Below are 21,006 nucleotides of genomic sequence, written 5' to 3' on the forward strand. Positions count from 1 at the left end.
AATAATATTTTACCATTTAACTTACTAAAGGGGCTACTGGAACTTATTTGTTTTGGGAACGGAGGGATAATTTGAGTTTTAATATAAGTATATATTGTGTTGTAGTCAAAACAATATAAAATGGATTGACTTACGATATGGATAATGTTAAAATATAATTAATTAAATAAACGACTAGGTTGGGCGCAAGCTTCAAGACATATCTCCAAGGGTGAGGAGATTGTTTTGAGGTTTGCGTTCTTTTTTGTCGTTTTTTACTAGAAAGGGATGATATGAAATTTTATCAAAAATCCAAAGAAGAATTATTACATAATTATGATGTTAAGATAGATAGAGGACTTTCGAGTACTCAGGTTACTGATAATCGAGAAAGATATGGTGAAAATAAACTTCCAGAAGAAAAGGAAGAAAGCTATTTAAAAGTATTTTTTAAAAGTTTTAAAGAACCAATAATCATTGTTTTATTAGGGGCAGTCGCTCTATCATTTTTTAGTTCATTTTATTCATTCCAAATAGTTGGAGATAAAAAACATGGTTTAGAATCCTTATATGAAGCGATTGCTATAGCTATTTTGATTATTATAAATGCATTTTTAGGTTTTTGGCAAGAAATTAGTGCTCGTAAAAATTTAAATTCACTAAAAGAAATGAACAATCGTTTTGCATCTGTACTAAGAAATGGAGCCTTAGAAAAAATTTCATCAAATGAGCTAGTTGTTGGTGATATCGTAAAAGTTACAGTAGGTGATTTTGTGGAGGCCGATATAAGATGGTTAGAGCTTGATGAACTTCAATTAATTGAGTCTCATTTAACGGGTGAAGCTGATGCTATAATAAAAAATATAGAGGTCATTAATGAAAACGTCGAAATTGGTGATCAAACGAATATGGGATTTTCTGGCTCTATCGTTTCAAATGGACAGGGAATTGGAATAGTTGTAGCCACGGGAGAAAACACAGAACTTGGGAAAATTTCTCAGTTGATGAAAGATGAGGGAATGAAATCATCTCCATTACAAGAAACCGTAAAAAAACTTACTAAAACACTGATGAAAATATCCGCTGGGATTGTTTTATTAACTTTTGTATTTGGATTAATAAGTTCTGGAGAATTTTCAATTAACTCAATTACTTCAGTATTTTCAACCTCAATCGCTCTCGCAGTTGCCTCTATTCCAGATGCTTTACCAGTTGTTCTCTCAATAGTATTGACAATCGGTGCAGTCAAAATGTCAAAAAATAAAGGTTTGATTAAAACACTAAGTAGTGTGGAAACTTTAGGGAGTACTTCTTACATCTGTTCTGATAAAACAGGTACATTGACCCAAAATGAGATGACCGTTACAAAATTTTACGCTAATGGTCAACTGTATAATGTGGATGGTCTGGGATATCGTTCCATTGGTGAAATTCACTTGGTATCAAAAGGTGAAAAAAATGTAAATTTTGCTCAATTTATGAAAAATATCGTTTTGTGTAATGATTCAAGTGTCAAAGAAGTTGAGGGGCAAGTAAAAACTTTTGGTAATCCTACAGAAGTTGCTCTTACCGTTCTTGGTAGTAAAGCCGGCTATAGCAAGAATAAGTTATTAAAAAACAATAAAATTATAAGAACTCTTCCTTTTAGTAGCAGTAGAAAAATGATGAGTGTCATTGTTCAAAATGATGAAGGATTTTACGTTTATACCAAAGGAGCACCAGATGTTTTAATGGAAAAAGCTTCGGGGATTTTGATTGGAGATATAGTTGACCAATCTGAGCAGTCAAAAGATAACTTTATTAAAGTGGTAGATGATTATGCGGATGAAGCACTAAGAACCTTGGCTGTGGCCTACAAAAAAGTTGATGAAGAAGAGGCATTATACGGAGCCACGGAAGACGTAGAAAAAGATTTTATATTAACGGGAGTTGCAGGAATAATTGATCCTCCACGAGAAGAAGTGAAAGAATCTATCAGACAACTTCATGATGCAAATATTAATGTGGTCATGATTACAGGGGATCATGAAAAAACAGCTCGTGCGATTGCCTATGATTTGGGGATTGTAAAAGAAAAAAATGCAACAGTTTTAAAGGGAATTGACCTTGAAGAAATGTCAGATCAGGAGCTTTATGCAGAAGTAAAAAATGTTAATGTTTATGCAAGAGTGACACCAGAGCATAAGCAACGTATTGTTAAACAGCTCCAAAATCATCAACAAGTTGTTGCTATGACCGGAGACGGAGTAAATGATGCTCCAGCTTTAAGAGCTGCTGATATTGGAGTGGCGATGGGAATTACTGGTACAGAAGTAACTAAAGATTCTGCAGATCTCATTTTATTAGATGATAAATTTACAACGATAGAAAAATCAGTTTATAGCGGTCGTACTATCTATGCTAATATAAAAAACTTTATGAGACACGAACTGACAACAAATGTTGCTGAAGTTTTGGCTCTTGTATTAGGTTTAGTTTTATTTAGAAGTAGTGTTGGAAATGTAGCAGCAATGACTCCGACATTGACTGCTTTAATGGTTCTTTGGGTTAATATGGTGAGTGATGCGATTCCATCTTTTTCTTTGGGTTATGATGTTGCCGAAACAGATTTGATGAAAGAAAAACCACGGAACCCTAATGAATCTATTCTTGCTAACCACACGTGGTCTAGGGTTTTGATTAGGGGAACAGTTATGGGAGCGATGGTTTATCTTGGATTTCTCCTGGCTGCTCAAAATGGATTGAACGCTAGTGAAGCACAAACAGTTGCTTTTCTGACTTTAGTTTATGGACAATTATGGCATGTATTTGATGCAAGAAGTTCAAGAACATTGTTTAGACGTAATCCTTTTGGGAATATTAGACTTGTTGGAGCAGTGTTATTTGCAGGAGTTTCTTCATTTTTAGTAACAATCATTCCGTTTTTCAATAGTGTGATGGGAACTGCTCAGTTAACATTACCTGTATATCTACTTGTGATTTTTATTCCTGCTCTACCTACATTAATATTGTCAGGAATAAAAGAAGTTTTTAAAATAAAAATATGGTAAATCAATGCAAAAAAGTACTTACTTGAGTAAGTACTTTTTTTGTATATTACTAATTACAAACTGATGTTTGTTTTTGATTTCTAAATTTGCAATTTAGAGTATTACCTAATATACCTAAAACCATCATAAGTGCCAGTTTATAAGGGTTGTACCGCTTTTTTTATTGATTGATATTTTACTTTATAGGGTTTAATAATAATTAAAAATGAATATTATGATGATATTAAGTAATTTTGTAAGCTTTATATTACAATATTTCTTTTTGTTATGTTATACTGTGATAAATTGGTGGATTGCAATCAAAAATTAATGATTTTCGTTAGTTATAAATCCATACTAAATTAAAGTTAGGAGAATAACATGATTTCGAGACATCTTAGTGATGTAAAGAAAAAATAATTGTAAATTTTGAATTGAGCGGTTTATAACCCAAATTAGAGAAAGGATTTATAGGAGCAAAATTTTTCTGCCATAAATATAAAAAAATGAAACGTAATTCATCAATAGATTTAATGAAAAGTTGTGCAATATTCTTTGTCATTTCGGTCCACTTTTTATTAAATTCGGGCTTTTATGATATGACAATTCATTCCACTTTAGCAATTTTTTGGATTGGGATAAGAACGATTTTAATTACTTGTGTGCCCTTGTTTTTAGTGGCAACTGGATTTTTAATGAATCGAAAAGAATTAAGTGCTCAATATGTTCTGGGCATAGTTCCTGTCATCATTTCATATATAGGCATATCTTTATTAGTATGGGGAGTTCAATCTCTTGTCGGAAAAGGAAGCGACTTCTCCACAGCCATAAATGGAATTTTTGATTATTCAACCGATTCTTACTCTTGGTATGTTGAAATGTATTTAGGACTTTATCTTTTTATCCCTTTATTAAATATTATCTGGAATTATAAAAAAGAAATAAAAAATTATCATTTATATATTGTCTTTATCGCAAGTTTGCTAACATTCTTACCCTCTTTATTAAATAGTTTTGGAAAAGTTATTCCAGACTATTGGCAAATTTGTTATCCCGTTAGTTATTATTTTATTGGAGCTTACCTTTATACTTGTCAAAATGAAATAAAGAAAATTTCAATAGGAAAACTTGTTACAGCATTCTTAAGTGCACTTACGATTTTTACTTTGACGGACACTTTTGCAAGTTGGAATCAAGAATTTCAGTGGCTAGACCACAATGATTATTTTGGTTATCAAACAGCCATAATGACAGTATTAGTTATAGCAATCTTGTGGAGAACTCCCATTCCAAAATGGAGCGTTAGGTTGCTAAAGGCTCTATCTACCGCTACTTTGACTATCTATCTTATATCTGATTTAACGGATCAGTTTGTCTATGGATTTTTTAAGCATGAAATTCCAAACTTAAGTCAACGAGTGATAGCAGGACCGATTATTATTCCAGTAGCCTTTACTAGTGCGGCATTACTAGGAATTTTTGTGGGAAAAGTTTTAAATTTCCCTTTTAAGAGAAAAAAAGAAAGAAAGGAAAATTAAAACTATGATAATCTCAACAATGGTAGATGTTTATGTTGTTTATTATCCGATTATCTTGTCCTTCATTTGGGCAAGTGGTGCTTTTTTATCTCGGCGGAAAGAAAGAGATAAGAAAGCAATTGATGAAACAAAAGAATTTGAAAAAATTAGTATTGTTATTTCTGCGTACAATGAAGAAGAAACGATTGAGGAAGTTTTATTATCACTACGTAATCTAAATTACCCTTTCCTAGAGATCTTTATTGTTGATGATAAGAGTAGTGACCGCACTTTGGAGAAACTTTATGAAGTAAAAAAATCTTTCGACGATTGGGAAACATTAACTATTCTTGAGCAAAAGGAAAATAAGGGAAAAGCCACGGCTTTAAATGTTGCTTTGCAACAAGTTAACAGCAAGTATATGCTTGTTATTGATGTGGATTCATATCTTTCTAAAGATGCTCTATCTTATTTATTGGCCGAATTAACTTCTAGTTCAGATATTGGGGCTGTGACTGGACGACCTATTGTTAGAAACAGAACAACTCTATTGGGGAAATTACAAACCTTAGAGTATTTAAGTGTGATTGATGCGATTAAGAGAGCGCAAAGTCTTTTTCTAGGTGCAATAATGACCGTATCAGGTGTGATTGTTATGTATCGTGTAGAGGCTTTGAAAGAAATTGGGGGCTTTAATACCGAAGTGATGACGGAAGACATTGATGTCACTTGGCGACTTCATCGTAATCAATGGAAAGTCAAATATGTCCCTAAAGCCTTAAGCTATATTCTCGTTCCTGAAAATTTAAAATCTCTTTTAAAGCAACGGAGAAGATGGGCAGTTGGTGGAGTAGAAGTATTAATTACAAATTTATCATGGGTTTTTAAAAGAGGAGAATTTAAACATCGGTTTCTTTTGATTGAAATGATTTGTAGTCATATTTGGAGTTGGTTTTTCTTAATAGAATCTTATCAGTATTTTCTCCAAATGCTGTTAAATCAAGAATTCAAAGTATCGGGTCAAATTATCGTGATTTTTGTTCTTATTTCATTTTTTGTATTCTTTTTAGGACTTAATAATGATAAAGGGGAGAGCCGCTTATCCTTGACTGATAAATTAATATTTCCAGCTTATCTTGTTGCTTATTGGTTTCTAAATTTGATTAGTGCTCTTTCTGCTGAACTTGTTGTTTTAACTAATCGGACAAATAAAGGAAAATGGGAAAGTCCTGATAGAGGGGTGTAATAATGGAATTAGTAATACGTAAAAAAATGAAAAAACGACATTTTTTGGAATTCTTGGCTGTTTCACTATGTTGGCTGTTTATATTAATTGTTTTCGTTCTTTTATTAATCTCTTTGCTGGGGATATATAGTGATGGAATTATCTCTGTTTTTGTAATCATTGGGTTTCCAATAACAAATTGGGAAGATATAATTTATGATTTGTTTTGTCTTCTTTCAATATTAACGATTCCTAGTCTTTATATTTTAACGAAGGAGGCTTGGAGCTATACTATAAAAGTGGACAGAAAATTGTGTGTTATAATCTGTCTATTAAGACACAAAAATGAAAGGACTTTTATGTCAGGTTTTAAACGTTACGACGAGGATTTCAAACAATCGCTCGTTAATCTCTATCAAACTGGTAAAACACAAACTGAACTCTGTAAAGATTATGGGGTATCTTCTTCTGCACTTGCAAAATGGATTAAGCAGTACTCTCAAGTGCGTCTTGAAGATAATACGGTGTTGACTGCTAAACAGATTCAAAAATTACAAAAAAGGAATGCCCAACTAGAGGAAGAAAATCTGATCTTAAAAAAAGCGAGTGCCATATTCATGCAAAACTCCAAGTAAGATTGAAAGCCATCTATAGACTCCGATTTGAACACACGACAGTTATGCTCTGTCGTGTTTTACATGTCAATCGTTCCACCTACTATAACTTCATAAACAAGAGGCCTTCGAAGCGTGAAGTAGAAAATCAACGCTTGAGAAAATTACTTCTTGAAATCTATATGAAAGCCAAGAAAAGAATCGGAACAAGAGCTTTTAAAATTATTCTCCTGCGTGATTATGGCGTCAATATTTCTGAAGGGCGTATCTTAAGACTTCTCAAGTCTATGACACTCCCTAAAATGTCAACCATTAAACCTCGTTTTTATTCAAACAAATCGCCCGAATTTTCTTCTGATAATCTACTGAAACAAGAATTTAACCCGAACTCCCCAAATCAAGTGTGGACAACTGACTTCACTTATATTTCTATAGGACCTAAACGACATATTTATCTCTGTGCTATTCTTGACCTCTACTCAAGGAAATGTATTGCGTGGAAAGTAAGTGATCGAATTGATGCCAAACTCGCCTGTGATACCTTAGAGATAGCTATAAAGAAAAGAAAACCTAAAGAACCAATCATTTTTCATTCTGATCAAGGCAGTCAATTTAAGTCAGCTTCCTTTAGAAAGCTATTAGATGAGCATCAATTGCTTGCTTCTTACTCCAAGCCTGGATATCCTTATGATAATGCCGTGACTGAGGTCTTTTTCAAGTATCTTAAACAACGAGAAATTAATCGCAGAACTTATCACTCCATTCAAGAAGTTCAACTCTCTTGCTTTGAATACATCGAACAATTTTATAACAATTATAATCCTCATTCCGCCAACAATGGTTTAACTCCAAATCAGAAAGAAGAAAATTATTTTAAGAAAATATAGCTCATTTTGTGTCTAAATATTTGACATTAGTCCACAAACATTGGCTCTTAAGTGAAGGGACACAATAATAAGAGAAAATAAGAAGGAGATATTCATGAAGGCGAAGAATAAGTCATTTAAATTATTAATGGTTCTGAGTTTATTGATGTGCTTGGTTGGAATTAATTTATTTAAACCTTCAAATGTATTTGCTGCTGACTATGGAAATAAATTTATAACGGGACATGAACTGACTGATGATTTGGGAAATCCGAAAACAGATTTTGGTATTTATGATGATGTTCAGGCTCATTGGGATTTTGATATTCCAGTGGGAAGCGTTTCTCAGGGGGATACAATGAGTGTCAATGTTCCTGATTTATTAACTTATCAAAAGATATTACTTTTGAAATAAAAGATGAAGCTGGAAATATTATCGGAACGGCGGTTGCTAATCATCTTACGGGGGTGGTAACTGTTACTTTTTCAAAACTTGTTGAAAATGCAACTTCAGACATTAAAGGTTCATTTTCCGTTTGGGTTAATTGGGATGAACAAAAAGTAGAGGAAAATACAAGGGTAGTAGTTGATTGGAAAGATGGAGGAACAACAGAGGTTAACATTGGTCCGGCAACAGGACCGGATAAAGATGAGGTACTTTATAAATGGGGATGGGTTGACGAGAATGATTCAACCTTAATTCATTGGCAGGTTCGGATCAATTATGCTAAAGAAAATATCCAGAAAGCTATTTATACTGATATTATTGGTGGGAATCAGAATTTAGTTTCTGGTTCGATTTCGGTAGCTAATGTGACTTATAGCAGTGATGGAGAGAATTATAATGTTGATAGCTATTATCCTCAGGCTAGTATTTTAGAAAATGGCGTGAACGGATTTACCGTGAATTTAGGTGATATTTCAAATACGATTATTGTCGATTATTCAACGAAGGCAACGGATGGAGGGCTTTCTCAACAGTATGAAAATAGAGGAGAATTGACGGGAGAAAATATTGAAAAACAGGTAGTGGAAGTTCACACTCCTAACAATGGTGGAAATGGAAATGCAAGTATGAAACTTTCTATTTCTGGAGAGAAAACTTGGATTGATGAAAATAATGCACGTGGTTTAAGACCAAGTTTTATTAGTATTGAGTTATATCGGAATGGAGAGAAAGTTGATTCACGAGATGTGACGGCTAAAGAAAATTGGAAATATTCGTTTACCGATTTGGATAAGTACGATGAAAGTGGGAAACTTTACGATTATGATGTAAAAGAGGTGCCTGTTAGTAATTACACGAGTCAACAGGAGGGGTATAATTTTATAAATACAATCATCCCTGTTAAAGAAGAAACTCCTGAAAAACCCGACCAATCAATTACTACTCCTAGTTCATCCTCACAAGTAATGTCGGTTTCGTCTTCTTCAATGGAATCAGAACCTTCTGAAGAGTTGCCTAAAATGGGGGATAGCCCAAGGGATTTTTTCAAAGTGTTGGGAATACTTCTATTGATTTCTGGGGGTCTTGGAATGATTTATATTAGGAGAAAATCAAAAATTTAATTATCTGAGATGATGTAAAAGAAAAGGAGTTATCAATTATTTGAAACTCCTTTTTATATATTGTAGGCTCTCAACTTTTATGAAAGTGTTTAAGACTTTTTATTTTTATATATAGTAATCGCAATTTGACATAAACATCCGATGATAAAGCCTAAAACCGCTGGAAGAATCCAACCCATTCCTAGGGAGAAAAAGGGTAGAAAGTCTTTAGCAAAATTAATTATTACTGATATGAAAGTAATTGTGTGAAGACTGGCTGGAAGAGCATTGAGTCCGTCGATAATAGCCGCTAAAAGTGTAAAAGCAGTTGTTATCTGATAAACGAGTCTAGAATATTTAAAAAGTGGGCTTAATAAAGCTAATAAAATAAGGATAATGGCTAAGGGATATAAAAACATGAGGACTGGAACCGAAAGTTCTATAATTTTTGTCAAACCAATATTTGCAAAGATGCAAGGAAGAATACTTACGATGAGGAGATAAAAACGATATTCTTTTTTAGGAAATAATTCGACAAAGGTTTCAGAAAAGGCAGACATTAAGCCAACGGCTGTTTTTAAGCAAGCGATGATGACAATGAGTGCTAAGATAATCATGCCGAAATTTCCTAAGTAGTGGTTGGAAATTTGAGCGAGAGCAATTCCACCATTTTCACTAATAGCAAATTGCCCAAGACTCATAGCACCTAGGTAAGAAAGGCAGGTGTAAATGATAGCCATTAGTCCTACACTGATGAGGCCAGCTTTTATGGTTTCTTTAGCAATAATTTTAGGATTTTTTACGCCACGTTGGCGAATAGTTGTGATGATAATGATTCCAAAAGCTAAGGCGGCCAAGGCATCAAGAGTATTGTAACCTTGTGTGAAACCCGTCAAAATAGGAGATGCTTGATAGGCTTTACCAATTTCTGCTTGGCTAACTTTTCCTAATGGATGAGTGAAAGCAATGACCAAAATAATACCTAACAAAACCAAAAAGAGGGGATTTAAAAATTTTCCGATATAATCTAAGAGTTTTGTTGGCTTTCTAGACAGAAACCAGGCGGTTCCAAAGAAAAGGATACTAAAAAGAGCCAATAGTGGAGCTTGGAGTTCATGACTTAAAAAAGGTGAAATTCCAATTTCAAAAGAAGTAGTTGCTAAGCGAGGAAGAGCGAAAAAGGGGCCAATAACGAGATAAAGTAAAATTGTAAAAATATAAGCATAAATACGATTGACTCGGGAAGCTAACTCAAAAACCCCGTTACTTTGAGAAATTCCCAGAGCGATAATTCCTAAAAAGGGAAAGCCGACTGCTGTAATTAAAAAACCAAAATTTGCTTGTGAAATAGCAGCACCGGCCTCTTGACCCATATGTATTGGAAAAATTAAATTTCCAGCACCAAAGAAAAGTCCAAATAACATTGACCCTATAAAGAGGTAATCTTTACCAGCTAATTTTTCCTCCATAAATACTCCTTATAATTGATTTGTTTGATAGATAAAATAATGAATTATTATAGCAAAAAAATTGTGAATTTACAACACAATTTTATAGAAAACATGACGATTGATTTTATTAAGCCTTTTAAATTACCAAGTAAATTCAGTGTTAAAGTAAAGTTTGAAGAAAATTTTTTCTATTGCTTAATTTAGAATACATAAAAAAGGTCCCGCTAAAAGGTCTTTTATATTTAAGGATTAGCTTATTTTAAAACATCAGTTAATTCTTCTTTGTGTTCTCTGAAATATTTGACGGCATAGGGGCAAGTGGCTCCTAATTTTAATTGTTCGCGTCTTGCTTTTTGGATTCCGGCAAGAACTAATTTTTCGGCTAGGCCTTGACCGCGATAGTCAAGTGAAACGCCAGTATGAGTGATTATTATTGAATTATTCATAGGCATATAGGCCATTTCGCCAATGACTTCTCCTTTATCTGACAGAAGTTCAAATAGATTTTCTCTTTCAATAATGTTCATTAGTTTTTCTCCTTCGCCAAATATTTTAGTGCTCCGGAAGGGCATCTATTGATTACTGATTGATTGGAAGCGACATCGCCATTATCGGGGATAATCCAAGGCTTACGGCCAACTTCAAATACTAAAGGATTTCCTCTAACACATTCACCTGCATGCTCACAAATTGCTACATTGTAATAAATATCCATGTTTTCACCACGATACTTACGATAATCATTTTTCAATAGTTGTTCTTCATTCGCAGCTTCGCCAAATAATTTTGAATTATCCATTTTCTTCCTCCTGTTTACGATTGTATTTTTTTATATGACATTTGTCAAGCTGCTTTATCAGAATGATATCTATAGAAAGCATTGAAAAATAATATAGGGGTCTAGGAAGAGATGAAAGAGATATACAGATATGTTATAATATAAATGCTTATTGACTTTTTTGTCTTGGAAAAAAATGAAAATATGTTTTAGGGTTGATTAAATAAAAGTAAAATTAATTAATCAATGACAGATTAATAAAAAAGAGAAAAAACTCTAGTAATAAATTGGAAAATTTTTTGCTTAAAAAATTACGGAGAAGGAATTTCAAATAAGATAATGGAAATTTTTGATACACATATAAAGTGCGTTTTAACCTAGTTTTAAAAGATTTACTGTTAATAAAAATAAAATGAACCAAAGAACTAACCAAAGCAAAACTATACAGCATTTACTTTATCCAAAACCTACTGTAAAATTTATAGTAGGTTTTGTAGTTTAAAATATTAAAGTAAATTTACAAATAACTCTTAAGTGAGAGAGTCTAAATAAATGAATTGATGTGCACCCCAAAAGTTAGACTTTTTTGGAAAGTCAACGAAAAACTAGACACGGAGTTAAGAGAATTTAAGAATTATATTTTTCAAAGTCTTTTGGAGACTTGTAATCAAGACCTGAATGCATCCTTTTTGTATTGTAATAGGTCTCAATGTATTTAAATATTTCTTGAGTAGCCTCAGCTCTTGTCTCAAAATGAGCATCATTAATAAGCTCCCTCTTTAGCGTCTTATAAAAAGACTCCATCATTGCATTGTCATAGGGATTTCCTTTACGACTCATGCTAGATTGAGCACCGACTTGACGAAGAGTAGATTGATAACGAGAGCTTGTATATTGACTCCCTTGATCAGTATGGACAATCAAGCCAGGCTGAGGATGTTCTTTCCCACAAGCTTGTAAGAAGCAATCCCTCACCAGTTTATCTTGCATCCGTGAAGACATTGACCAGCCTACAATCTTACGTGAAAAAACGTCGATATTCACGGCTAAGTATAAGGTGCCTTCTTTGGTAGGGATATAGGTCATGTCTCCCAGCCATACTTTATTAGGAGCTGTTGCTTTAAAGATCTGATTAATTAAATTGGGTCTTGAAAGCGAAGCTCCTTTTCTGTTGTAATGTTTATATTTATAACGGCTTCCCTTGGCATAAAGTCCCATCAAGTGCATCAGTTTTCCAACACGTTTCGTGTTGGTCATAATACCAGTATTATGAAGTACCTTGGTAATTCTAACCGCACCATAGCGTCCCTTATGCTCATGAAAGACAGCTTTTATCTTCTCTGAGAGAATTTCTCTCTCCACTTGTTGTTTTGAAGGACGACGATGCATGTATTCATAGAAACCTGAGCGAGAAACCTTAAGAACTTTTACTGCATGCTTAATTTTTATCTTCCCATGATGTTTCAAGAGAAATTCAAAACGTTTTACTTGCTTCGCTTCAAGAAGACCCGGAACTTTTTTAGAAGTTCAAGTTCCTCCTGAAGATAACGATTTTCTTTCTCTAACAATTTAATCTTATGTTGGGCATTAGCTAGGGCTGTCCCATTGCCTGGAAAAGCACTTTCTCCATATTCTTCAACTTCTTGAACCCAGCGATAAAGACTATTGGCATGAACCTCAAGCTCTTGGCTGACTTCTTTAACAGAGTAACCCTCTTCAAGAATGAGTTTTACTGCAGAATTTTTAAATTGTTTATCGAATTTTCTTCTTGCCATAATAAACCTTTCCACGATTTCTCTTAACTTTGTGTCTAGTTTATTATAACCTTTCCATATTATAACCTTTCCATTATGCTTAGATTTTTTATTGTTTAATTCCCTTTTTTGTATACAAGCTCGTAATCTTAACAAATAATTGGCATATCGGGTTTAAAAATACTATGTGTTTTAAGGAATCTCTCATGAGTTTGACGCCAATAACTTAGATTAAAATCACCGTCACCTTATTTTTAGGCACGTTCGGCAGTAACCTTATCAAATGTATCTCAGTCATTGAGTTTCATGATAGTATTTACTATTTTGATGGTTTTTGTTATTATCCAATCGTTAAAATGACAAAAACAAATAGATAAATAGATAAATAGATAAATAGATAAATATTTATGGGGAGGACAAGTGAACTTATCATGATTAATTGTAAACGATTGAGTTCTCAATGTTTCAAATTATGAGGAACAACAGAAGTTGGACTACTCTTTAAACGCCTCGACGATACCATCACTCTTCATTAACCTAAAATTAACAAGTTAAAATCATTAGAATAATCTCTTTTACAAAAAATATTTATTTAAGTTATAGTTGACGAATATTTAATAATTTTATTAATATCTTGATTTTCTAGTTCCTGAATAATATAGAGATAGGTTTATTGAGTCTTAGACATACTTGAATGACCTAGTCTTATAACTATACTGACAATAGAAACATTAACAAATCTAAAACAGTCTTAATTCTATCTTGAGAAAGTATTGGCAATAATATTAATGTCGATAACGCGAGCATAATAAACGGCTCTGATTAAATTCTGAAGTTTGTTAGATACAAAGATTTCGTTCGAAGGAACTACAAAATAAATTATAAGGAGGCACTCAAAATGAGTACAAAAGATTTTAACTTGGATTTGGTATCTGTTTCGAAGAAAAATTCAGGTGCATCACCACGCATTACAAGTATTTCGCTATGTACACCCGGTTGTAAAACAGGAGCTGTGATGGGTTGTAACATGAAAACAGCAACTTGTAATTGTAGTATTCACGTAAGCAAATAACCAAATCAAAGGATAGTTTTTTGTTAGTTCAGACATGGATACTATCCTATTTTTATAAGTTATTTAGGGTTGCTAAATAGCTTATAAAAATAAAGAGAGGAAAAAACATGATAAAAAGTTCATTTAAAGCTCAACCGTTTTTAGTAAGAAATACAATATTATCTCCAAACGATAAACGGAGTTTTACTGAATATACTCAAGTCATTGAGACTGTAAGTAAAAATAAAGTTTTTTTGGAACAGTTACTACTAGCTAATCCTAAACTCTATGATGTTATGCAGAAATATAATGCTGGTCTGTTAAAGAAGAAAAGGGTTAAAAAATTATTTGAATCTATTTACAAGTATTATAAGAGAAGTTATTTACGATCAACTCCATTTGGATTATTTAGTGAAACTTCAATTGGTGTTTTTTCGAAAAGTTCACAGTACAAGTTAATGGGAAAGACTACAAAGGGTATAAGATTGGATACTCAGTGGTTGATTCGCCTAGTTCATAAAATGGAAGTAGATTTCTCAAAAAAGTTATCATTTACTAGAAATAATGCGAATTATATGATAATATTTCTGATTTTAGTAATATTGAAGCGGATGCAATTTATGCTCCTGCTGGTACAACGGCCAATTTTAAAAAATATGGGCAAGATAAATTTGTCAGTCAGGGTTATTATTTGAAAAATTGGCTTTTTACAACTACTAATACTGGCTGGTACCAATATGTTTATGGCAACTCATTTGCTGCTCCTAAAGTATCTGGGGCACTGGCATTAGTAGTTGATAAATATGGAATAAAGAATCCTAACCAACTAAAAAGGTTTCTTCTAATGAATTCTCCAGAAGTTAATGGGAATAGAGTATTGAATATTGTTGATTTATTGAATGGGAAAAATAAAGCTTTTAGCTTAGATACAGATAAAGGTCAGGATGATGCTATTAACCATAAATCCATGGAGAATCTTAAAGAGTCTAGGGATACAATGAAACAGGAACAAGATAAGGAAATTCAAAGAAATACAAATAACAATTTTTCTATCAAACATTTCAAAAGAAGTAATTTCAGTTGATTATAATATTAATCAAAAAATGGCTAATAATCGAAATTTGAGAGGTGCTGTTTCTGTACGAAGTCAAGAAATTTTACCTGTTACTGGAGATGGAGAAGATTTTTTACCTGCTTCAGGTATAGTGTGTATCTCAATCCTTGGTATATTGAAAAGAAAGACTAAAAATTGATAGATTATATTTCTTCAGAATGAATGGTATAATGAAGTAATGAGTACTAAACAATCGGAGGTAAAGTGGTGTATAAAATTTTAATAGTTGATGATGATCAGGAAATTTTAAAATTAATGAAGACAGCATTAGAAATGAGAAACTATGAAGTTGCGACGCATCAAAACATTTCACTTCCCTTGGATATTACTGATTTTCAGGGCTTTGATTTGATTTTGTTAGATATCATGTTGTCAAATATTGAAGGGACGGAAATTTGTAAAAGGATTCGCAGAGAAATATCAACTCCAATTATCTTTGTTAGTGCGAAAGATACAGAAGAGGATATTATAAACGGCTTAGATATTGGTGGGGATGACTATATTACTAAGCCTTTTAGCCTTAAACAGTTGGTTGCAAAAGTGGAAGCAAATATAAAGCGAGAGGAACGCAATAAACATGCAGTTCATGTTTTTTCAGAGATTCGTAGAGATTTAGGACCAATTACATTTTATTTAGAAGAAAGGCGAGTCTGTGTCAATGGTCAAACAATTCCACTGACTTGTCGTGAATACGATATTCTTGAATTACTATCACAACGAACTTCTAAAGTTTATACGAGAGAGGATATTTATGATGACGTATATGATGAATATTCTAATGCACTTTTTCGGTCAATCTCGGAGTATATTTATCAGATTAGGAGTAAGTTTGCACCATACGATATTAATCCGATAAAAACGGTTCGGGGACTTGGGTATCAGTGGCATGGGTAAAAAATATTCAATGCGTCGACGGATATGGCAAGCTGTCATTGAAATTATCATAGGTACTTGTCTACTTATCCTGTTGTTACTGGGCTTGACTTTCTTTCTACGACAAATTGGACAAATCAGTGGTTCAGAAACTATTCGTTTATCTTTAGATTCAGATAATTTAACTATTTCTGATATCGAACGTGATATGAAACACTACCCATATGATTATATTATTTTTGACAATGAGACAAGTAAAATTTTGGGAGGACATTATGTCAAGTCGGATGTACCTAGTTTTGTAGCTTCAAAACAGTCTTCACATAATATTACAGAAGGAGAAATTACTTATACTTATTCAAGCAATAAGCATTTTTCAGTTGTTTTAAGACAAAACAGTATGCCAGAATTTACAAATCATACGCTTCGTTCAATTTCTTATAATCAATTTACTTACCTTTTCTTTTTTCTTGGTGAAATAATACTCATTATTTTTTCTGTCTATCATCTCATTAGAGAATTTTCTAAGAATTTTCAAGCCGTTCAAAAGATTGCATTGAAGATGGGGGAAATAACTACTTTTCCTGAACAAGAGGAATCAAAAATTATTGAATTTGATCAGGTTCTGAATAACTTATATTCGAAAAGTAAGGAATTAGCTTTCCTTATTGAAGCGGAGCGTCATGAAAAGCATGATTTATCCTTCCAGGTTGCTGCACTTTCACATGATGTTAAGACACCTTTAACAGTATTAAAAGGAAATATTGAACTGCTAGAGATGACTGAAGTAAATGAACAACAAGCTGATTTTATTGAGTCAATGAAAAATAGTTTGACTGTTTTTGACAAGTATTTTAACACAATGATTAGTTATACAAAACTTTTGAATGATGAAAATGATTACAAAGCGAGAATCTCCCTGGAGGATTTTTTGATAGATTTATCATTTGAATTGGAAGAGTTGTCAACAACTTATCAAGTGGACTATCAGCTAGTTAAAAAAACAGATTTAACCACTTTTTACGGAAATACATTAGCTTTAAGTCGAGCACTTATCAATATCTTTGTTAATGCCTGTCAGTATGCTAAAGAGGGTGAAAAAATAGTCAGTTTGAGTATTTATGATGATGAAAAATATCTCTATTTTGAAATCTGGAATAATGGTCATCCTTTTTCTGAACAAGCAAAAAAAAATGCTGGAAAACTATTTTTCACAGAAGATACTGGACGTAGTGGGAAACACTATGGGATTGGACTATCTTTTGCTCAAGGTGTAGCTTTAAAACATCAAGGAAACTTAATTCTCAGTAATCCTCAAAAAGGTGGGGCAGAAGTTATCCTAAAAATAAAAAAGTAATTTAGTAATCTCTAAGGATTACTTTTTTTGTTTCTGAATAGATTCTGAAAATTGTTTTATATACTTTTTTTAAACATAAAATAAAGTGAGGAAATATAATGCAGGTAAAAATTCAAAATCTTTCTAAAACATATAAAGAAAAGCAGGTGCTACAAGATATCAGTTTTGATATTAAATCTGGAACAGTCTGTGGTTTATTAGGAGTTAACGGTGCAGGAAAATCAACTTTGATGAAAATTTTGTTTGGTTTAATTTCTGCAGATACTGGAAAAATTTTTTTTGATGGACAAGAAAAGACAAATAATCAACTTGGAGCCTTAATCGAGGCTCCAGCAATATATATGAATTTATCTGCTTTCGATAATCTTAAAACTAAGGCTTTGCTTTTTGGAATTTCAGATAAGAGAATTCATGAAACTCTAGAAGTGATTGGTTTGGCAGAAACAGGAAAGAAAAGAGCAGGAAAATTCTCTTTAGGGATGAAACAACGTTTGGGAATTGGTATGGCTATTCTTACAGAACCTCAATTTTTAATTCTTGATGAACCTACTAATGGTTTGGATCCTGATGGTATTGCGGAGTTGTTAAACTTAATCTTAAAACTTAAAGCTAAAGGTGTGACAATCTTGATTTCTAGTCATCAGTTGCACGAAATAAGTAAAGTAGCTAGTCAAATTATTATTTTGAACAAAGGTAAGATTCGTTATAATCATGCGAACAATAAAGAAGACGACATTGAACAGTTATTCTTTAAGATTGTGCATGGAGGAATGTGATATGAAAAGAATAATAGCCTCAGAAGCAATAAAATTAAAAAAATCAGGAACTCTTAGATTGGTATTAATTATCCCTTTTGTGACTCTATTTATAGCATTTCTTATGGGTGGAATACAGATTTTTAGTGTTTTTTCAATTTATTGGTGGGAAGCTGGTTTTTTATTCCTTTTGATGAGTTTGCTTTTTCTCTATGATAAAAAATCAGAGGAGCAAGCTGGAAATTTTCAAAATTTGAAATGGAAAAAGCTGAGTTGGAAAATTCATTTGGCCAAAATGTTGTTGATTTGGCTAAGAGGTATACTAGCGAGCATAGTCTTGATTATTTTGCTTTATTTGGTTGCTTTTGTGTTTCAAGGTATTGTAGTGGTGGATTTTATGAAAGTAAGTGTGGCATTGATTGCTATATTACTAGCAGCTTCTTGGAATTTACCCTTTATATACTTGATTTTCAAGTGGATTAATACCTACGTATTGTTAGCTGCGAATACCTTGATTTGTTTAATTGTTGCCCCTTTTGTTGCACAAACTCCAGTATGGTTCTTGCTACCATACACTTATCACTATAAAGTTACAGAAAGTTTGTTAAATATCAAAGCATCAGGAGATTTGTTAACAGGGAAGATAAATTTCAGTATTTGGGAAGTTTTATTACCAGTTGGACTTTCCATAGTTGTAACGATAGGAGTTTCTTATTTACTTAAAGGAGTGATAGAACATGATAAGAAGTGAATGTCTCAAATTAAAAAATAGCTTAGGGTTTTATTTAGTTTTTCTCTTTACTTTATTAGAGCTTTTAACGGTTCCTATTTATTTAGCTTTTGGAAGAAGTCATGTTTCAATGACTGATTTGTCGCTCATGATTTTTTTGTTTTTTCCGTTACTGGTTACAATTTTGTCTATTCTAATCTTTGAACAGGAGAGTCTGGCCAATCATTTCCAAGAAATAAATGTAAATAAAAAAAGTAGCAGAATTTGGTTATCAAAGCTAATAGTAGTGGATTTCCTTTTGTTCTTTCCATCAGCAATGATCTGGATAATTACGGGAGTTTCACAGGGAGTAGGGCAACAAGGAATGATGATCGCAACAGCTAGCTGGTTGATGGCAATTTTTCTTAATCATTTTCATCTTTTATTGACCTTTATAATCAATCGAGGAGGGAGCATGATTATCGCGATTATTGAAATATTACTCATTATTTTTGCCAGTAATAAAGTTTTATTAGCAGCTTATTGGTGTCCTATTGCTTTACCTGTTAATTTTATGATAACTGGGCGGGGTGCTTATCTGATAGCTGCCGTAGGGTGGATTGTTTTATCCACAATAATTCTTGTGGCATTATCTAAAAAAAAGATTAGATAAAGTATTTTTCCTTATGGTAATTCGACCTAATATGTTTTTGCTATTTATCTCTTATTTCTGTCTATAGTAATTTATTCAAAGTACCTTTAGACTCATAAGTTTGAATAAAATTTCTATCAATATGTGACAGTTCTTACTCTAAGAATAATGTTTTCGTCGTTAGTTTTCTTTTCTCAGTAATTTTTTATAAAGAGGTTTCCTATCGACTTACACTTTTTCTTTTGGAGTTATTGGTGTCAAGCTCATGAGAGATTCTTTTAAGCATATAACATTTTTAAACCGATATGCCAATTATTTGTTAAGAATATGAGTTTCTATATAAAAGAGAAAATTAAACAATAAAAAATCCAAGTATAAATACTTGGATTTTTCATTATTTTTGATAGACATATAAAGTGCATTTTAACCTAGAATTAAAAGATGTATCGTTGATAATAATAAAATGAACCAAAGCAAAACTGATGTTATCCTTAAATCTTAGAGTCACTATTGTATAATTTAGACAAAGGATAAAAACATGCAAAAACGCTACTCACAAGAATTTAAAGACACCCTTCTCGACTTCTATCATTCTAGGCAATCCGTCACACAGCTTTCTAAAGAATACGGCGTGGCTCCTGCAACGATTTATAAATGGATCGACCTCTATTCTAAGTCTAACGAAAGCTCAGTCTCTAAAGCTGATTTTCTAGAATTAAAAAGACAGCTGGCTAAAGTTAAGGAAGAACAAGACATCTTAAAAAAAGTATTGACCATATTCGCCGAGAAAAAGATGTGAGTGCTGCGGATATGACTCAAACGATTAAAACTTTAGCACTCAATGTCAGACTCAGTTGCCAACTGCTTGGTGTTCCTGAAGCAAGTTATTATGAGAGAATCAATCGACGGCCATCCAAAACTCAATTAAGAAGACAACACTTTGCACTGAAGATTGACTAACTTTTCAAGGCGAATCGGGGAATCTATGGGGCACCTAAGATTCATCACCTCTTACTCAATCAAGGGGAAAAAGTAGGGATAAAGCTCGTACAAAAAATTATGAAACAACTTCAGCTCAAGTCCGTCGTCCTTAAAAAATTTAAACCCGGACACTCCGTAAGTGATGGTATTAACAGAAAGAACCTTATACAAAATGAGCCTAAAAAGATAAATAAGGTTTGGGCAACTGATATTACTTATATTCCTACTCAACAAGGCTGGGTTTATCTCTCAACCATTATGGATCGTTATACTAAAAAAGTCATTGCTTGGGATTTAGGAAAGCGAATGACTGTAGAATTAGTGCAAAGGACTTTGAATAAGGCAATGGAATCACAAAATTATCCAGAAGCTGTGATGCTTCATTCTGACCAAGGAAGTCAGTATAAGAGTCATGAGTATGAAGAGACAATAAAAAACTCTGGAATGACTCACTCCTTCAGTCGTAAGGGCTATCCTTATCATAATGCCAGTCTTGAATCTTGGCATGGACATTTAAAAAGAGAGTGGGTCTATCAATTTAAATATAAGAACTTTGAAGAAGCCTATCAGAGTATTTTCTGGTATATTGAAGCCTTTTATAATTCAAAACGAATCCATCAAAGTTTAGGGTATCTTACGCCTAATCAATTTGAAAAAGAAATCGCTTAAAATAAATACATTAAAATTATACGTTTTTGACTCTAATAAATTGACTTAACGTCATTACTCAAACATATGCAGTAGCGTCAAGTG

Annotated in this window: 17 protein-coding genes, 2 pseudogenes and 1 other annotated feature; of the genes and pseudogenes, 15 read left to right on the forward strand and 4 right to left on the reverse strand. The window is 32.7% G+C overall.

Features of this window, described 5'->3' with window-relative positions; genetic code table 11:
* The first annotated feature begins 177 nt into the window (after window positions 1-177).
* Window positions 178-221 (forward strand) — a sequence feature (sodium ion sensor (DUF1646 type); this cis-regulatory element may regulate processes involved in with the transportation of sodium ions).
* Between the two features lie 51 nt (window positions 222-272).
* The 6 genes and pseudogenes from MKX45_RS04610 to MKX45_RS04635 all read left to right on the forward strand — a co-directional run bounded on the left by MKX45_RS04610 (window position 273) and on the right by MKX45_RS04635 (window position 8,799).
* Entirely contained in the window at window positions 273-3,029 is a 2,757-nt protein-coding gene (locus tag MKX45_RS04610) for a cation-translocating P-type ATPase (RefSeq protein ID WP_340816849.1), read from the forward strand.
* A 485-nt stretch (window positions 3,030-3,514) separates the two neighbouring features.
* Entirely contained in the window at window positions 3,515-4,546 is a 1,032-nt protein-coding gene (locus MKX45_RS04615) for an acyltransferase (protein ID WP_251915861.1), read from the forward strand.
* Between the two features lie 4 nt (window positions 4,547-4,550).
* A complete protein-coding gene (locus tag MKX45_RS04620; RefSeq protein WP_340816850.1) occupies window positions 4,551-5,771 on the forward strand; it encodes a glycosyltransferase family 2 protein in 1,221 nt (406 codons plus the stop codon).
* 338 nt (window positions 5,772-6,109) lie between these two features.
* A pseudogene (locus MKX45_RS04625) lies at window positions 6,110-7,267 on the forward strand (IS3 family transposase).
* Window positions 7,268-7,345: 78 nt separating this feature from the next.
* Window positions 7,346-7,645: a hypothetical protein gene (locus tag MKX45_RS04630; RefSeq protein WP_023188916.1), complete on the forward strand. Its 300-nt coding sequence runs from the start codon at window positions 7,346-7,348 to the stop codon at window positions 7,643-7,645.
* 20 nt (window positions 7,646-7,665) lie between these two features.
* The gene (locus MKX45_RS04635; protein ID WP_340817262.1) at window positions 7,666-8,799 is read left to right on the forward strand and encodes a collagen binding domain-containing protein; all 1,134 of its coding nucleotides are present in this window, start codon (window positions 7,666-7,668) and stop codon (window positions 8,797-8,799) included.
* Between the two features lie 89 nt (window positions 8,800-8,888).
* Here MKX45_RS04635 and brnQ read toward each other — a convergent pair whose 3' ends face one another.
* The 4 genes from brnQ to MKX45_RS04655 all read right to left on the reverse strand — a co-directional run bounded on the left by brnQ (window position 8,889) and on the right by MKX45_RS04655 (window position 12,782).
* Entirely contained in the window at window positions 8,889-10,247 is a 1,359-nt protein-coding gene (brnQ, locus tag MKX45_RS04640) for a branched-chain amino acid transport system II carrier protein (protein ID WP_340816851.1), read from the reverse strand.
* Between the two features lie 236 nt (window positions 10,248-10,483).
* Window positions 10,484-10,756 carry a GNAT family N-acetyltransferase gene (locus MKX45_RS04645; RefSeq protein ID WP_021214922.1) on the reverse strand — a complete coding sequence of 91 codons (273 nt, stop codon included), beginning with the start codon at window positions 10,754-10,756 and terminating at the stop codon, window positions 10,484-10,486.
* The gene (locus MKX45_RS04650) at window positions 10,756-11,028 is read right to left on the reverse strand and encodes a (4Fe-4S)-binding protein (RefSeq protein WP_015425977.1); all 273 of its coding nucleotides are present in this window, start codon (window positions 11,026-11,028) and stop codon (window positions 10,756-10,758) included. Before MKX45_RS04650 ends, MKX45_RS04645 begins: the two co-directional genes overlap by 1 nt.
* Window positions 11,029-11,634: 606 nt before the next feature.
* A protein-coding gene (locus tag MKX45_RS04655) for an IS3 family transposase (RefSeq protein WP_095559415.1) occupies window positions 11,635-12,782 on the reverse strand; the annotation gives its coding sequence in 2 pieces (ribosomal slippage) (window positions 11,635-12,530 and window positions 12,530-12,782; 1,149 coding nt in all).
* Window positions 12,783-13,659: 877 nt separating this feature from the next.
* Here MKX45_RS04655 and MKX45_RS04660 point away from each other — a divergent pair.
* The 9 genes and pseudogenes from MKX45_RS04660 (at window position 13,660) to MKX45_RS04700 (ending at window position 20,922) form a co-directional block, all read left to right on the forward strand.
* A complete protein-coding gene (locus MKX45_RS04660; protein ID WP_063280252.1) occupies window positions 13,660-13,833 on the forward strand; it encodes a gallidermin/nisin family lantibiotic in 174 nt (57 codons plus the stop codon).
* Window positions 13,834-13,940: 107 nt separating this feature from the next.
* Window positions 13,941-14,507 (forward strand): lantibiotic dehydratase, encoded by a 567-nt coding sequence (locus MKX45_RS04665; RefSeq protein ID WP_231099405.1) that lies wholly within the window; start codon window positions 13,941-13,943, stop codon window positions 14,505-14,507.
* A complete protein-coding gene (locus tag MKX45_RS04670) occupies window positions 14,429-14,896 on the forward strand; it encodes a S8 family serine peptidase (protein ID WP_231099406.1) in 468 nt (155 codons plus the stop codon). The genes MKX45_RS04665 and MKX45_RS04670 overlap by 79 nt, the downstream gene beginning before the upstream one ends.
* A gap of 237 nt (window positions 14,897-15,133) precedes the next feature.
* Complete coding sequence (locus tag MKX45_RS04675) at window positions 15,134-15,820, forward strand: response regulator transcription factor (RefSeq protein WP_063280253.1); 687 nt, start codon at window positions 15,134-15,136, stop codon at window positions 15,818-15,820.
* Window positions 15,813-17,156 (forward strand): HAMP domain-containing histidine kinase, encoded by a 1,344-nt coding sequence (locus MKX45_RS04680; RefSeq protein ID WP_063280251.1) that lies wholly within the window; start codon window positions 15,813-15,815, stop codon window positions 17,154-17,156. The genes MKX45_RS04675 and MKX45_RS04680 overlap by 8 nt, the downstream gene beginning before the upstream one ends.
* Before the next feature lie 98 nt (window positions 17,157-17,254).
* Window positions 17,255-17,932 carry an ABC transporter ATP-binding protein gene (locus tag MKX45_RS04685; RefSeq protein ID WP_015425986.1) on the forward strand — a complete coding sequence of 226 codons (678 nt, stop codon included), beginning with the start codon at window positions 17,255-17,257 and terminating at the stop codon, window positions 17,930-17,932.
* A 1-nt stretch (window position 17,933) separates the two neighbouring features.
* Window positions 17,934-18,662 carry a lantibiotic ABC transporter permease gene (locus tag MKX45_RS04690; RefSeq protein ID WP_216528269.1) on the forward strand — a complete coding sequence of 243 codons (729 nt, stop codon included), beginning with the start codon at window positions 17,934-17,936 and terminating at the stop codon, window positions 18,660-18,662.
* On the forward strand, window positions 18,649-19,293 hold the full coding sequence (locus tag MKX45_RS04695; RefSeq protein WP_063280249.1) for a hypothetical protein: 645 nt from the start codon (window positions 18,649-18,651) through the stop codon (window positions 19,291-19,293). Before MKX45_RS04690 ends, MKX45_RS04695 begins: the two co-directional genes overlap by 14 nt.
* A gap of 517 nt (window positions 19,294-19,810) precedes the next feature.
* Window positions 19,811-20,922: pseudogene (locus MKX45_RS04700) on the forward strand (IS3 family transposase).
* The last annotated feature ends 84 nt before the right edge of the window (window positions 20,923-21,006 follow it).

Origin of the sequence: Lactococcus sp. FSL W8-0209 (genome assembly GCF_038006585.1) — a bacterium.
In the GTDB taxonomy this organism is placed as follows: domain Bacteria; phylum Bacillota; class Bacilli; order Lactobacillales; family Streptococcaceae; genus Lactococcus; species Lactococcus lactis.